Source organism: Oerskovia douganii (genome assembly GCF_015142735.1).
GTDB classification, from domain to species: domain Bacteria; phylum Actinomycetota; class Actinomycetes; order Actinomycetales; family Cellulomonadaceae; genus Oerskovia; species Oerskovia douganii.
Map to the genome: position 1 here is coordinate 293795 of NZ_JACSPN010000001.1, position 15000 is coordinate 308794.

Genomic DNA, 15000 nt, shown 5'->3' on the forward strand with positions numbered 1-15000 from the left:
CGGGGCGACGGTACGCCGCCTCGCCCGTCGGCACCGTCCCGCAAGCGGGCGTCGTCGGGGGCCTCTGCTGCGTCCGACCGGCGCACCGGCGGGGCGTCGGCGCGCACCACCCCGGCTCGTCGGCAGTCCTCGACGGCTACCGAGCGCGCCGACCGGCCCGTGGCGTCGGCTTCCGGGCGCGGCCCGGCGGGGACGCGTGGCGCGGGCGTCGCGCGGTCCGGTGGCGGCGGTCGGGGCACGGCGGTCGGGCGGCCTGCGGCTGCGGCGCTGCCCGCCCCCGGACGCCCCGAGCGCCGCCAGCGATGGCTCATGGGGGTCGCCCTGGTGGTCCTCCTGGCCTTCACGGTGCGCCTGGTCTACGTCCAGGTCGTGATCGGACCGAGCCTCGCGCTCGCCGCGGAGGGGGCCCGCACGCAGTCGCACGTCACGATGGCGCACCGCGGGGACATCACGGACGCCGACGGCGTGGTGCTGGCGACCTCGATCGACCGGTACACCGTGTCGGCGGACCAGAAGACGATCCCCGAGTTCGTCCCGTCGTCGCGGCACACGATCGACGGGAAGAAGGTCGAGGGCGAAGGAGCGGTGGCGCTCGCCAGGCTGCTCGCCCCCATCCTCGACCGGTCGGCCCCCGAGCTCGCGGCACAGCTCAGCGGGACCAACGGTCGGATCAACCGCAACGTGATCCTCAAGAAGGACGTGGTCCCGGAGGTCCAGCGCCAGATCGTCGCGCTCGGGGTCTCCGCCTACATCCGCACCAAGCTCACGACCGAGCGGACCTACCCGGCGGGCACCACCGCGGGGAACATCGTGGGCTACGTCGGTGCGCAGCAGTCCGACGACGGCACGACCGAGCAGGTCAAGGGTCTCGGAGGGGTCGAGGCGACGTACGACGACCTCCTCACGGGGACCCCCGGCAGCGAGAGCTTCCAGCGGGCGGGCGGCGCGAGCGGTGTGCGCATCCCGGGCAGCACCCAGCAGAGCGTCGAGGCGGTGCCCGGCGACTCGGTGGCCCTGACCCTCGTGCGCGACATCGGGTGGAAGGCGCAGGACTCGATCGACAAGGCCGTGGCCGAGACCGGGGCCGACTACGGGATCGCCGTGGTCCAGGACGTGCGCACCCAGGAGATCCTGGCTCTCGCGGACTCGGGAGCGATCGACCCGAACGACCGCAGCGACTCGCGGGTCGCGGACGGCAGCCGCGCCGTCAAGGACGTGTTCGCTCCCGGCTCGACGGGCAAGGTCATCACGATGGCCGCCGTGATCGAGGAGGGCCTGGCCTCCCCGGAGAGCCGGTACGAGGTCGACTACACCTACACCACGTCGAACGGCGAGACCTTCCGTGACTCGCACTACCACGGCCTCGAGAACCTGACGCTCGCGGGCGTCCTCGCGGAGTCCTCCAACACGGGCACGGTCATGGTCGGGCAAGACCTGCCCAAGCAGACGCGCGAGGACTACCTGCGGGCGTTCGGGCTCGGTGCGAAGACCGGGCTCGGGCTCCCTGGGGAGTCGGCCGGTCTCCTCGCCCCGGCCGCCTCGTGGGACGGGCGGACCGAGTACGCGGTCCTGTTCGGTCAGGGGTTGGCCGTGAACGCGGTCCAGGCGACGAGCGTGTTCTCGACGATCGCGAACGGGGGCAAGCGGGTGACACCGACCCTCCTCAAGGGGACGACCGGGCCTGACGGGGTCTTCGTCCCGGCGCCGGACCGGGAGGCGACCCAGGTGGTCTCGGAGTCGACGGCCGACCAGGTCCTGCACATGATGGAGGCCGTGGTCGAGGAGGGGTCGGGAGCCGCGGCAGCGATCGACGGCTACCGGGTCGCCGGCAAGACGGGCACGGCAGAGGAGGTCGGCGCGGACGGGCGCCTCACCGACATCATGGCCTCGTTCATCGGGGTGGCCCCGGCCGACGACCCGCGGTACACCGTGTCGGTGTTCCTCAAGAACCCGCGGACCAACATCTTCGGGGGGCTCGTCGCGGCCCCGGTGTTCAAGGACGTGATGGGCTTCACGCTCCAGCACATGAACGTCCCGCCGAGCTCGAGGGTCGAGGAGCCCTACCCGACGACGTGGTGACCTGCCCCCGGACGGTCGTGACGTCGTCGGGCCGTGCTGGCTGCGGCCGGGCGCTGCGCGAGCCGCTCTCCCGGTCCGTCTCGCGGCGCCCGCCGCACGGGCCGTGCGGGCGTGCCCACGCACGCCAGGACGTGCGTGAAGGTCCCGTGAAGTACCCGGTCCGGGCGTCCTCCCCGACGGGGCGCGCGCAGGATGCACGGTAGGTTCTACTCGTGACATCCCCGATCGACCGCCTTCGCCCTGCCACGTCCGTGCACCGCACCGCGCGGGACCTCGTGACCACCTTCGGCCTCGACGTCGACGCCCGCGGGACGGGGACGGGCCAGGGGGCGGACGCCCTCGAGACGACCGAGATCTGGTCGGTGGCCTCGGACAACCGCGTCGTCACCGAGGGAGACCTCTTCGTCGCCCTGCCCGGGGCCGGCACGCACGGCGCGAGGTTCGCGCGCGACGCGATCAGCCGTGGCGCGCGCGCCGTGCTGACGGACCCCCAGGGGGCGCGCCTCGTGGCCGAGACGGGCGCACCCCGCGTGCCGGTCCTCGTCACCGAGGACCCGCGGGGCGTCCTGGGCCACGTCGCCGCCTGGGTCTACGGGGAGCCCGCGACGCAGCTGACGACCTTCGCGGTCACGGGGACCAACGGCAAGACGACCACGACGTACCTGCTGGACCACCTCCTGCGCGCGCTCGGCTGGAAGGGCGGGCTGATCGGGACGGTCGAGATGCGCTCGGGCGACCGCGTGCTGCCCAGCCGCCTCACGACGCCCGAGGCCGCGGACCTGCAGGCCCTGCTCGCCACGATGCGCGAGGACGGGGTGAGCACGCTCGCGATGGAGGTGTCCTCGCACGCGCTCTCGCTGCACCGGGTCGACGGCATCGTGTTCGACGTGGCGGGCTTCACCAACCTGAGCCAGGACCACCTCGACTTCCACGGGGACCTGCAGGAGTACTTCGACGCGAAGGCCGCCCTGTTCACGCCGCAGCACGCGCGGCGCGGTGTGGTCGTCGTGGACGACGCGTGGGGCCGGCGCCTGGCGGAGGTCGCGACGATCCCGGTCGCGACGCTCGCGGTCACGACCGGCACGCGCGGCGACCTCGACGCTCCTGCCGCCACCGAGGGCGCCGACTGGACCGTGTCGGACGTTCGGGCCCTGGACGCCGCGGAGGGCACCGGCAGCGGCTTCGTCCTGCGCCACCGCGACGGACGCGAGCTGCGCACGTCGACCGCGCTGCCCGGCGGGTTCAACGTGGCCAACGCCGCCCTGGCGCTGACCATGGTCCTCGAGGCCGGTGCGGACCTGCGCGACGTGCAGGTGGCGCTGGAGGCCGCGGGAGGCGTGAGCACCCAGGTCCCCGGTCGCATGGAGGTCGTGGGGTCGTCGCCGCGGGTGGTCGTGGACTTCGCGCACAACACCGACGCGCTCTCGCTGGCCCTGGCCGCACTGCGCCCGACGACGACGGGCCGGCTCGTCGTGGTCTTCGGCGCGACGGGCGACCGGGACAAGGGCAAGCGGCCCAGCATGGGGGCGGTGGCGGTCGAGGGGGCCGACGTCGTCGTCGTCACCGACGACGACCCGCACGGCGAGGACCCGGCCGCGATCCGCGCCGAGGTGCTCGCCGGGGCGAGGGCGGCGCAGCAGGCCGCCGCGGCGCGCGTCGAGCCAGGGGCCGTCGACGGCGTCCGGCACGGCGGGCCGGCCCGCGCGGCGACCCTGGTCGAGATCGCCCCCAGGGCCACCGCGATCCGTGACACGATCCTGGAGGCCGACGCGCAGGACACCGTCCTGGTCGCGGGCCGAGGCCACGAGGTCTGGCAGGAGATCGCCGGGGTGGACCATGCCCTGGACGACAGGGTGGAGGCGCGGGCCGCACTGGCCGCGCGCCACGAGACGACGAAGGAGCACGGAGAATGATCGAGCTGACTGCGGCGGAGGTCGCCGCAGCGACCGGTGGACGGCTGGTCGCCGACCCGGACGTGAGGGTGACCGGCTCGGTCGTCGTCGACTCGCGGCAGGCGCAGGCGGGTTCGCTCTTCGTGGCGCTCCCCGGCGAGCACGTCGACGGGCACGACTTCGTGCCGGTGGCCGTGGGCAACGGCGCGGCGCTCGTGCTGGCCTCCCGTGAGGTCGACGCGCCGGCCGTCGTCGTCGGGGACGTGCAGGCCGCGCTCGGTGCGCTGGCCCGCGAGGTCCTGCGCCGCCTGCGCGCCGCGGGTGACGTGCAGGTCGTGGGCATCACGGGCTCCGTGGGCAAGACGACCACGAAGGACCTCCTGGGGCAGCTGCTCGCCCCGCACGGTCGGACAGTGGTCCCGCGCGGCTCGTTCAACAACGAGATCGGGCTGCCGCTGACCGTGCTCGAGGCGGACGCCTCGACCCGCTACCTCGTGCTGGAGATGGGGGCGAGCGGCATCGGGCACCTGACGTACCTGACGCAGATCGCGCCCCCGGACGTCTCGGTCGTGCTCGCGGTGGGCAGCGCCCACCTGGGCGAGTTCGGTGGCATCGAGGCCGTGGCGACGGCCAAGTCGGAGATCGTCACGGGCCTGGCCCCGGGGGGGACTGCCGTCCTCAACGCCGACGACCTGAGGGTCGTCGCGATGGCCGACGTGGCGCCCGGGCCCGTCGTGACGTTCGGGACCATCCCGGCGGCCGACGTGCGCGCCGAGAACATCGGGATGGACCGTTCGGGCTGCGCGTCGTTCGACCTGCGCGTCCGGGGCGCGGAGCCCGTGACCCACCCCGTCCAGCTCCGCCTCGTGGGCGAGCACCACATCTCCAACGCGCTCGCCGCGGCCGCGGCCGCGATCCAGGTCGGGCTCGACCCGCAGGCCGTCGCCGCCGGGCTGAACGAGGCGCCCGCGATCAGCCCGCACCGCATGGCGGTCACGCAGCGGGCCGACGGCATCACCGTGATCGACGACTCCTACAACGCCAACCCGGACTCCATGCGCGCCGCGCTCAAGGCCCTCGCGGTCATGGCGGGACGCGAGCGCCGCTCGGTCGCGGTCCTGGGCGAGATGCGAGAGCTCGGTCCCGACTCGCGCGCCGCTCACGACGAGATCGGTCGTCTCGTGGTCCGATTGAACATCAAGCTGCTCGTCGTGGTCGGTGAAGGCGCCGGCGGCATCCACGACGGCGCCACCCAAGAGGGGTCCTGGGGTGATGAGACTCGGTTCGTGCCGGACGTCGAGGCGGCGTCCGCGCTGCTGCGCGACGAGCTGCTGCCCGGCGACGTGGTCCTGGTGAAGTCCTCGAACGGCTCGGGCCTGTGGCGCCTGGGCGACGAGCTCGCGGGCGAGGTGCGCGCATGATCGCGATCCTGGTCTCCGCGTGCGTCTCGCTGCTCGTGGCCCTCCTGGGCACCCCGTTGTTCATCAAGTTCCTGATCCACCGCAACTACGGGCAGTTCGTCCGTCAGGACGGCCCGACGGCGCACTTCACCAAGCGCGGCACGCCCACCATGGGCGGGGTCGTCATCATCGGCGCGACCCTGGTCGGCTGGGCCATGTCCTACGTCGTGTCGTCGATCGTGTCGGACACGCCGCGGACGCCGAGCGTGTCCTCGCTCCTCGTGCTCTTCCTCATGACGGGGCTGGGGCTCGTCGGCTTCTTCGACGACTTCACCAAGATCCGCAAGCAGCGGAGCCTGGGTCTCTCGCCGCGCGCGAAGATCATCGGTCAGGGGGTCGTGGGCGTCACGTTCGCGGTCCTCGCGCTCCAGTTCCCCAACGAGAACTTCCGGACGCCCGCCTCGACGCACATCTCGTTCCTGCGCGACACCAACATCGACCTCGCGTTCGCCGGGGCGACGGTCGGGCTGATCCTCTTCGTCCTGTGGGCGAACTTCCTGATCACGGCGTGGTCGAACGCGGTCAACCTCACCGACGGCCTCGACGGCCTGGCCACGGGCGTGTCCGTGATCGTGTTCGGGAGCTACATCCTGGTGAGCATCTGGCAGCTCAACCAGAGCTGCCAGATCCTCGACGCCGCCGGTCCCCGCTGCTACGAGGTCCGGGACCCGCAGGACCTGGCGATCGTCGCGGCCGCGATCATGGGCGCGTGCGTCGGGTTCCTGTGGTGGAACGCGAGCCCCGCGAAGATCTTCATGGGCGACACGGGCTCGCTCGCTCTGGGCGGCGCGCTGGCCGGTCTGACGATCCTGTCCCGCACCGAGGTCCTCGCGGTCATCATCGGCGGCCTGTTCGTCATCATCGTGCTGTCCGACGTGATCCAGATCGGGTACTTCAAGATGACCGGCAAGCGGGTCTTCAAGATGGCGCCCCTGCACCACCACTTCGAGCTCTCGGGCTGGGGCGAGGTGACGATCGTCATCAGGTTCTGGCTGATCGCCGGCCTCTTCGCAGGCCTGGGGCTGGGGATCTTCTACGCGGAATGGGTGGTCAGCTAGTGCCCGACGCGACCCCTGCTGAGGGTGACGCCTCGTCGGGAGGGGTCCCGGCCTCGGCCGCGCCCCACGCACTGACCGTCCCGTGGGAGCGGGCGCGGGTCCTGGTGGCCGGTCTCGGTGTCTCGGGCCGGGCCGCCGTCGAGGCTCTGAGGCCGAGGGTCTCCGCGGTCGTCACGGTCGACAGGTCTGCCCCCGACGCCGACCTGCAGGACGGGTCCCAGGTGGACCTGGGGGCGATCGACCTGGTGGTCGCGTCGCCGGGCTGGGCGCCGTCGTCGGACCTGCTGGTCGCGGCGCAGGCAGCCGGTGTGCCCGTCTGGAGCGAGGTCGAGCTCGCCTGGCAGCTGCGGACCGTGCGGGCGGACGGCTCGTCCGCCCCGTGGCTCGCGATCACCGGGACGAACGGCAAGACCACCACGGTCGAGATGCTCACGTCGATCCTCTCGGCCGCGGGCCTGCGGGCCGCGGCCGTGGGCAACGTCGGGACCCCCGTGGTGAGCGCAGCCCTCGACCCGGACCTCGACGTGCTCGCGGTCGAGCTCTCGAGCTTCCAGCTCCATTTCACGCACAGCATGTCGGCCCAGGCCGCGGCGGTCCTCAACGTCGCGCCCGACCACCTCGACTGGCACGGCTCGCTCGAGGCCTACGCGGCCGACAAGGGCCGGATCTACGAGCGCGCGCAGGTCGCGTGCGTCTACAACGTCGCGGACCCCCGGACCGAGCACCTCGTCCGGGAGGCCGACGTCGAGGAGGGGGCGCGGGCGATCGGGTTCACGGTCGGTGCACCCGCCCGGGCCCAGCTCGGCGTGATCGAGGACGTCCTGGTGGACCGCGCGTTCCACACCGCTCCCGACGACCCGGCACGGCACCGCACCGCCCAGGAGCTCGCGACGTTCGCGGACCTCGCGCACCTCGCCGGGCCCGACGGGGTGGTGCCGGTCCACGTGGTCGCCAACGCCCTCGCGGCCGCGGCGCTCGCCAGGGCGCACGGGGTCGACGCGCGTGCCGTCCGGGACGGCCTGCGCACGTTCAGCCCGGGGGAGCACCGCATCCAGCGGGTGGCGACGCTCGACGACGTCTCGTACGTCGACGACTCGAAGGCCACCAACGCGCACGCCGCGTCCGCGGCGCTGGGGGCGTTCCCCGCGGGCACCGTGGTCTGGGTCGCGGGCGGACTCGCCAAGGGGGCCACGTTCGACGAGCTGGTCCGCGCGCGCGCCTCGCGGCTGCGTGCCGTCGTCCTGATCGGTGCCGATCCTGAGCCTCTCGCGGGTGCTCTGGCCCGACACGCACCCGATGTCCCCGTGGTCCGCGTCGATCCCGGTGACACTGGGACGGTGATGCAACGAGCCGTCTCCAGCGCCCAGGGCCTCGCCGCCCCCGGGGACACGGTCCTGCTCGCGCCCGCGTGCGCGTCGATGGACCAGTTCGCGTCCTACGCCGCGCGCGGCGAGGCCTTCGTCCGGGCCGTGCGCGACCTGACCGTCTCCGAGATCGAGCGCGAGAGGTAGCCCGGTGGCCCAGACGACGAGCGGGCGCGGGCCTGCGTCCCGCTCGGCCGCGGGCCGCTCCACGCCGAAGCAGCCTGCGTCGGGTGCCGCCCGGCCGGGGGCCGCTCGCCAGGGGGGCGAGGGGGACGCCCGTCCGGCCAGGACGGCGCCTCGGAACCCGGCGAGGACGAAGGGCGCCCAGGACGACTCCCGGGCGCGGTCCGTGAAGCCTGCGGCCGGCCCGTCCTCGGGCACGCCGCGCGCTGCCGGTGCCTCGACGAGCGCGTCGGGCAAGCGGCCGACCAGCACGGCTGCGGGCGGGATCCCCGGTGCCCGCAAGGGCGCCACCCCCGGCCCGAGGAAGCCGCGCACCCGTCGTCCTGCGGGCACCAAGACCTCGGGTGTCGAGGAGCGCGACTGGCTCGGCCAGTGGAACAGCGCCGTGACGAGCTACTACCTCCTGGTCGGGGCGACGACGCTGCTCGCGATCATCGGCCTCGTCATGGTGCTCTCGAGCTCGGCGGTCACGGAGATCGCCGCCGGGAACTCCCCGTACAAGGCCTTCTGGACACAGGCCCAGTTCGCGCTCATGGGACTGCCTGTGCTGCTCGTCGCGAGCAGGTTGCCCCCCGGGTTCTACCGCCACGCCGCCTGGCCCCTCCTGGTGGTCGCGGTCGCGCTGCAGGCGCTGATCTTCAGCCCGCTCGGGTACGCGGTGGGCGGAAACCTCAACTGGCTCAACTTCGGGTCGTTCATGGTCCAGCCCTCCGAGCCTGCCAAGCTCGCGCTCGCGGTCTGGCTCGGTCTGGTCCTCGGGCGCAAGCAGCGACTGCTGGGCTCGTGGAAGCACGCGATCGTGCCGGCCGTGCCAGGGGCCCTGCTCGTGATGGGGCTGGTCGTGGCGGGGCACGACCTGGGGACCATGCTCGTCCTCCTGATCCTGGTCGCGGGGGCGTTCCTCGTCGCCGGGGTCGACTGGAAGCTGCTGGCCCTGGCAGGGGTCGTGTCGGCGGCGGTCGTCGGGATCGGGTTCGTGGCCCTCCAGGAAGGGTCGAACCGCATGAACCGCTTCTTCGCCATGTACTCCGGGGTGTGCGACACGGCCGACGCGAACGCGGGGACGACCGAGTGCTACCAGACGATCCACGGCCTGTGGGCCCTGGGGACGGGTGGGCTCGGTGGTGTGGGGCTCGGCGCGAGCCGCGAGAAGTGGAGCTACCTGCCGGAGGCGCACAACGACTTCATCTTCGGGGTCATCGGCGAGGAGCTCGGTCTGCTCGGCACGCTCCTGGTCCTCGCGCTGTTCGCGGTGCTGGGGCTCGCGATGAGCCGTGTCATCCGTCGCCACCCGGACCCGTTCGTCAAGATCACGACCGCCGGCATCGCCTGCTGGATCGTGGGCCAGGCCCTGATCAACATCGGGGTCGTGATCGGGCTGGTCCCCGTGATCGGGGTCCCGCTGCCGCTGGTCTCCTCGGGCGGGTCGGCCCTCATCACGACCATGGCGGCCCTGGGCGTCGTGATCTCGTTCGCGCGGGACGAGCCCGGTGCCCGCGAGGCGCTCAGCGCGCGGGGGAGCGTGGTGCGCAGGTCGCTCGCCGTCGTCGGGCACACGGGGCGGCGAGCCCTTCCACGACGTCGCCGGCCCCAGACCCGGTGACGGGCACGCGGGCCCGCGCCCCGCGGGCGGACGACCGGTGCGCCCGGCGCGGCTACTCTCAGGTCCCGGACCTCTCCGGGACGGACATCAGCGACAGCAAGGACAGGTGACAGGTACGTGGTGAGCTCTTCAGTCGGCTCGGTGGTGCTCGCAGGCGGCGGGACGGCGGGGCACGTCAACCCGCTCCTCGCGGTCGCGGACGAGCTGCGCGCACGCAACCCCGAGGCGGTCGTGACCGTGCTCGGGACGGAGAGCGGCCTCGAGGCGGACCTGGTGCCCGCGCGCGGCTACCCGCTGCGGTTCGTGCCCAAGGTGCCGATGCCGCGGCGTCCGAGCGGCGAGTGGGTCGCGCTGCCGGGCAAGCTCAAGGCGGCGGTCGACGCCGCGGGTGCGGTGATCGACGAGACCCGGGCGGAGGTCGTGGTGGGGTTCGGCGGGTACGTCTCGACGCCCGCGTACATCGCGGCGAACCGCCGCGGCGTGCCCATCGTGATCCACGAGCAGAACGCCCGGCCCGGTCTCGCCAACCGGGCGGGTGCCCGGTGGGCGAGGTACGTCGCGCTCACGTTCGAGGGGACGCCGCTCAAGGGCGGGGTCGTCACGGGCCTGCCGCTGCGGTGGGAGATCGCCGACCTGGTCCGCGACCGCGGGGTCGACGGCCCGACGGTCCGGGCCAACGCGGCGTCGTCGCTGGGCCTGGACCCCGCACGGCCCACCGTGGTCGTCACGGGCGGGTCGCTCGGTGCGCAGAGCCTCAACGAGGCGATGTCGGGCGCGGCGCGCGAGGTCCTCGCGACCGGTGCGCAGGTGCTGCACCTGACGGGCAAGGGCAAGGCGGACGCGGTGCGGGCGGCCGTGGCGGGGCTCCCCGGCTACGACGTGCGCGAGTACCTGTCGGAGATGCACCTCGCCTACGCGGTCGCTGACCTGGTGGTCTGCCGATCGGGGGCGGGGACGGTCAGCGAGCTCGCCGCGCTGGGGATCCCCGCGGTGTACGTCCCCCTGCCCATCGGGAACGGTGAGCAGCGGCTGAACGCGGCCCCGCTGGTACGGGCGGGGGGCGGGATCCTGGTCGACGACGAGGCGTTCACCTCGCAGTGGGTGGCCGCGAACGTGCCGGCGCTCGTGACGGACGCGGACCGGCTGCGCACCATGGCGGCGCTCGCGTCGCGGGCCGGGCTCCCGGACGCGGCGGCCCGGGTCGCGGACCTGGTCGAGAAGGCCGCGGGGGTCGTCCGATGACGGGGCAGGACGGTCTCGCGACGCCGCCGACGCTCGAGGAGCTCGGCACGGTCCACCTCGTGGGGATCGGCGGTGCGGGCATGTCGGTGGTGGCCCGGTTGCTCGCCGCGCGCGGCGTGCGCGTGCAGGGGTCGGACGCCAGGGACAGCGCGGTGGTCGAGGCGCTGCGCGCCGACGGCGTCGCGGTCCACGTGGGGCATGACGCCGGCAACGTCGAGGGCGCGGACACGCTCGTGCTCTCGAGCGCGGTGCGACCCGACAACCCGGAGCTGGTCGCGGCGCGGGCCGCGGGCCTGCGCGTGCTGCACCGCTCGGAGGCGCTCGCCGCGCTCATGGCGCTGGGGCGGTCGGTCGCGGTCGCGGGCGCGCACGGCAAGACCACGACGTCGGCCATGGTCGCGACGACCCTGCGGGCGGCCGGTCTGGACCCGTCGTTCGCGATCGGCGGCTCGGTCATCACGAGCGACGGTGCGATCCCCGGGGGCCACCTGGGTTCCGGCGACGTCGTGGTCGCCGAGGCCGACGAGTCCGACGGTTCGTTCCTCAACTACGCGCCGACGATCGCGGTCGTGCTGAACGTCGAGCCCGACCACCTGGACCACTACGGTTCGCGCGAGGCGTTCGAGCGGGCGTTCGTCGACTTCGCGCGGCGCATCGCGCCGGACGGTTGGCTGGTCGCGTGCCAGGACGACCCGGGGGCGCGCGCCCTCGCGGACGCGCACCGTGCGGCGGGCGGCAGGGTCGTCACGTACGGCACGTCGCCGGGCAGCGACGTGCTCCTGCAGGACGTCCGGCCCGACGGCGTCGCGGGGGTCGCCGCGCGCCTCACCGTGGCCGGTGGTCCGGACGGGCCCACCGGTGCGCCGGAGGGCCTGCCCGGGGCCGGGACGCTCGACCTGCGCCTGCAGGTCCCCGGTGCGCACAACGCGCTCAACGCGGCGGCAGCGGTCGCGACCGCGGTCCTGCTGGGTGTGGGCGTCGAGGAGGCGGTGACGGGTGTCGGTGAGTTCCTGGGGACCGGCCGACGGTTCGAGGCCCGGGGCGAGGCGGGGGGCGTGCGGGTCGTCGACGACTACGCGCACCACCCGACCGAGGTCGCGGCGCTGCTGACCGCGGCGCGCCCCGTGGCCGCCGGGGGGCGCGTGCTGGTCCTGTTCCAGCCGCACCTGTACTCGCGGACGCGATCGTTCGCGCAGGAGTTCGCCGACGCGCTGGCACTCGCGGACGAGGTGGTCGTCACGGGCGTCTACGCGGCCCGCGAGGACCTCGACCCCAGCACGGGGTCGTGGACGATCGTGGACCTGATGCCGGAGGGCGCGGCCAGGGGCGTCGAGGACCGGGTCGTCGCCGCGCGCGAGCTGGCCGCCGTGGCGCGTCCCGGTGACCTGCTGCTGACGGTGGGGGCCGGTGACGTGACCGAGCTCGGCGCGGTGGTCCTCGAGGAGCTCGCCGCGCGCGACGTCCCGAGGCCCACCGGGGAGGCCGAGGACTGATGCGCCCACCGTCGCGCCCTCGACCGGCGGCCCCCCGGCCGTCCGCCCGTCCTGCCGGTCCCGCTCAGCCGGGGCCGGGGCCGGGGCCAGGGCCGGGGGCGTCCGGTCGTCCTGGGGAGCGGTCGGGAGCGACGGACGGCGGCGGGGCTGTGCCGAGAGCCGGTCGCGCCGCGGTCCCGGTCGCTGACGACGAGACCGTGACGCAGCCGCTCGTGCTCCGGGGGAGCGAGCTGGTGCCGGCCGGCGACGCCCGCCCGGCCCAGGGGGCGACGCGCGAGCCGTCGTCGACGGGGCCGCTGCCGCTCGTCCGGCCGCAGGGCGTGGGTCGGGGGGCCCGACCCGTCGACCGGGTGGTCTCGACCGGGATGGCCGATCGGCTCGCGGAGAAGGCCGCGATGCGTCGGCACCGGCTCCGGACCCGGATCCTGGCCTGGTCCGCGGCCGTGGCCGTGGTCGTGGCGGGGGTGTGGGTCGTGATGTTCTCTCCCGTGCTCGGGACGGACCCGGCGAAGGTCTCGATCACGGGGGAGGGGACGGTGATCGACCTCGCGCAGGTCCAGGGGGTCGTCTCGGGGGCCGCGGGGGTGCCCTTGCCCCGGGTGGACACGATCGGCCTGCGCGACGAGATCCTCGGGCTCAACGGTGTGCGTGACGTGCAGATCCTCCGGGCCTGGCCCGACGGCCTGACGGTGACCCTCGAGTCGAGGGAGCCCGTGGCCGCGGTCCCGGACGAGGGGCGTTTCGCGCTGCTCGACCGCGACGGCGTGCGGGTGGCGACGGTCGATGCCGTGCCGGACGGGCTGCCGGAGATCGGCGTGACGCTCGACGAGCAGGGGGCACGGTCCTTGCGGGCGGCCCGCATCGTGCTCAACGTGCTGCCGCCCGAGCTGCGGGCCGAGGTCGCGGAGGTCACGGCCCAGACCCAGGACGCGGTCGAGATGACGTTGCGTGACGGCGCGGTGGTCGAGTGGGGCAACGAGGAGGACGCGGCGCTCAAGGTCAAGGTGCTCCAGGCCCTGCGGGCGCTGCCCGACAACCAGGGCGTGAGGCTCTTCGACGTGTCGGCGCCCACGATGCCGATCACGCAGTGAGGCGCGCGTGCGCGCGGGGCGCGTCCGGGGTCTTCGGAGGCGTCCAGGTCGCGCCCGGCAGGGTGTGACGTGGGCCATGGCACAGGTTTTCGCCGACACGCGCGGGCGGGTCGTTGATACGGCAGGGGCGGGCACCTACCGTCGACACAGCACAACCTGACATAACTATAACCCTCTAGTTGAGGGTGAAGGTTGAGGGCTACAGGATCGAGAGGCATTGACGTGGCAACTCCGCAGAACTACCTAGCAGTGATCAAGGTGGTCGGCATCGGCGGTGGTGGCGTGAACGCCGTCAACCGGATGATCGAGGTCGGTCTCAAGGGCGTCGAGTTCATCGCCATCAACACCGACGCGCAGGCGTTGCTGATGTCCGACGCCGACGTCAAGCTCGACGTCGGGCGCGAGCTCACGCGCGGGCTCGGTGCCGGCGCGGACCCGGAGGTCGGCAAGAAGGCCGCCGAGGACCACGCCGAGGAGATCGAGGACGTCCTGCGGGGCGCCGACATGGTCTTCGTCACGGCGGGCGAGGGCGGTGGCACCGGGACCGGTGGCGCGCCCGTGGTCGCACGCATCGCCCGGTCGTTGGGTGCGCTGACCGTCGGTGTCGTCACGCGCCCCTTCACGTTCGAGGGACGCCGTCGGTCGGTCCAGGCCGACCAGGGGATCGAGGCCCTGCGCAACGAGGTCGACACCCTGATCGTCATCCCGAACGACCGGCTCCTGTCGATGTCCGACCGCAACGTGTCGGCCCTCGACGCGTTCCACTCGGCCGACCAGGTCCTGCTCTCGGGTGTCCAGGGCATCACCGACCTCATCACGACGCCGGGTCTCATCAACCTCGACTTCGCCGACGTGAAGTCCGTCATGCAGGGCGCGGGCAGCGCGCTCATGGGCATCGGCTCCGCACGGGGCGAGGACCGGGCCGTCCAGGCGGCCGAGCTCGCGATCTCCTCGCCGCTGCTCGAGGCCAGCATCGACGGTGCGCACGGTGTGCTGCTCTCGATCCAGGGTGGGTCCGACCTCGGGCTCTTCGAGATCAACGAGGCGGCACGGCTGGTCCACGAGGCCGCGCACACCGAGGCGAACATCATCTTCGGTGCCGTGATCGACGACGCCCTCGGCGACGAGGTCCGCGTGACCGTGATCGCGGCCGGGTTCGACGGCGGCACGCCCCAGGTCCGCAAGGACGCCCGCGCGCTGGGTCAGGTCGCGGGTGCTCCCGCGGTCCCGGCCGCGCCCGCGCCGCCCGCTGCGGTCCCGGCCACGACGGGCAGCCACACGCTCCCGCGTCCGCTCGTCCCGATCGCCTCGGAGCCCGACGACGTGCCGGTCACCTTCGGTGGCGGCGCCGCGACGGTCTCGGCGGGCTACGCGCCCATCCCGACCTTCAGCGTCGTCCCGACCGAGGAGAACCACAACGCCGAGCAGGTCGCGGCGGAGCGGTCGGCCCAGGTCGAGGTCCCGCGTCTCTACGACGAGGAGCCCGTCCGCCGCAAGATCGAGGACCTCGACGTCCCCGACTTCCTCAAGTAGCC

The 15000-nt window shown here is 73.6% G+C and carries 10 protein-coding genes; all 10 read left to right on the forward strand.

Features of this window, described 5'->3' with window-relative positions; genetic code table 11:
* Window positions 1-309 precede the first annotated feature (309 nt).
* The 10 genes from H9623_RS01285 to ftsZ all read left to right on the forward strand — a co-directional run bounded on the left by H9623_RS01285 (window position 310) and on the right by ftsZ (window position 14998).
* Window positions 310-2079, forward strand: a complete 1770-nt coding sequence (locus tag H9623_RS01285) for a peptidoglycan D,D-transpeptidase FtsI family protein (protein WP_193718263.1) — start codon at window positions 310-312, stop codon at window positions 2077-2079.
* 212 nt (window positions 2080-2291) lie between these two features.
* Window positions 2292-3992, forward strand: coding sequence for a UDP-N-acetylmuramoyl-L-alanyl-D-glutamate--2,6-diaminopimelate ligase (locus H9623_RS01290; protein WP_193718264.1), 1701 nt, complete (start codon window positions 2292-2294; stop codon window positions 3990-3992).
* Window positions 3989-5392 carry a UDP-N-acetylmuramoyl-tripeptide--D-alanyl-D-alanine ligase gene (locus H9623_RS01295; RefSeq protein ID WP_193718265.1) on the forward strand — a complete coding sequence of 468 codons (1404 nt, stop codon included), beginning with the start codon at window positions 3989-3991 and terminating at the stop codon, window positions 5390-5392. Before H9623_RS01290 ends, H9623_RS01295 begins: the two co-directional genes overlap by 4 nt.
* On the forward strand, window positions 5389-6489 hold the full coding sequence (gene mraY, locus H9623_RS01300; protein WP_193718266.1) for a phospho-N-acetylmuramoyl-pentapeptide-transferase: 1101 nt from the start codon (window positions 5389-5391) through the stop codon (window positions 6487-6489). The genes H9623_RS01295 and mraY overlap by 4 nt, the downstream gene beginning before the upstream one ends.
* Window positions 6474-8000, forward strand: coding sequence for a UDP-N-acetylmuramoyl-L-alanine--D-glutamate ligase (gene murD, locus H9623_RS01305; protein ID WP_193718267.1), 1527 nt, complete (start codon window positions 6474-6476; stop codon window positions 7998-8000). The genes mraY and murD overlap by 16 nt, the downstream gene beginning before the upstream one ends.
* 202 nt (window positions 8001-8202) lie before the next feature.
* Window positions 8203-9639, forward strand: coding sequence for an FtsW/RodA/SpoVE family cell cycle protein (locus tag H9623_RS01310; RefSeq protein ID WP_407671798.1), 1437 nt, complete (start codon window positions 8203-8205; stop codon window positions 9637-9639).
* 120 nt (window positions 9640-9759) lie between these two features.
* Window positions 9760-10881 (forward strand): undecaprenyldiphospho-muramoylpentapeptide beta-N-acetylglucosaminyltransferase, encoded by a 1122-nt coding sequence (murG, locus tag H9623_RS01315; protein WP_407671799.1) that lies wholly within the window; start codon window positions 9760-9762, stop codon window positions 10879-10881.
* Window positions 10878-12374, forward strand: coding sequence for a UDP-N-acetylmuramate--L-alanine ligase (gene murC, locus H9623_RS01320; protein WP_193718269.1), 1497 nt, complete (start codon window positions 10878-10880; stop codon window positions 12372-12374). Before murG ends, murC begins: the two co-directional genes overlap by 4 nt.
* Window positions 12375-12571: 197 nt before the next feature.
* Window positions 12572-13465, forward strand: a complete 894-nt coding sequence (locus H9623_RS01325) for a cell division protein FtsQ/DivIB (RefSeq protein WP_193718270.1) — start codon at window positions 12572-12574, stop codon at window positions 13463-13465.
* Window positions 13466-13687: 222 nt separating this feature from the next.
* On the forward strand, window positions 13688-14998 hold the full coding sequence (ftsZ, locus tag H9623_RS01330; RefSeq protein ID WP_193718271.1) for a cell division protein FtsZ: 1311 nt from the start codon (window positions 13688-13690) through the stop codon (window positions 14996-14998).
* Window positions 14999-15000 lie beyond the last annotated feature (2 nt).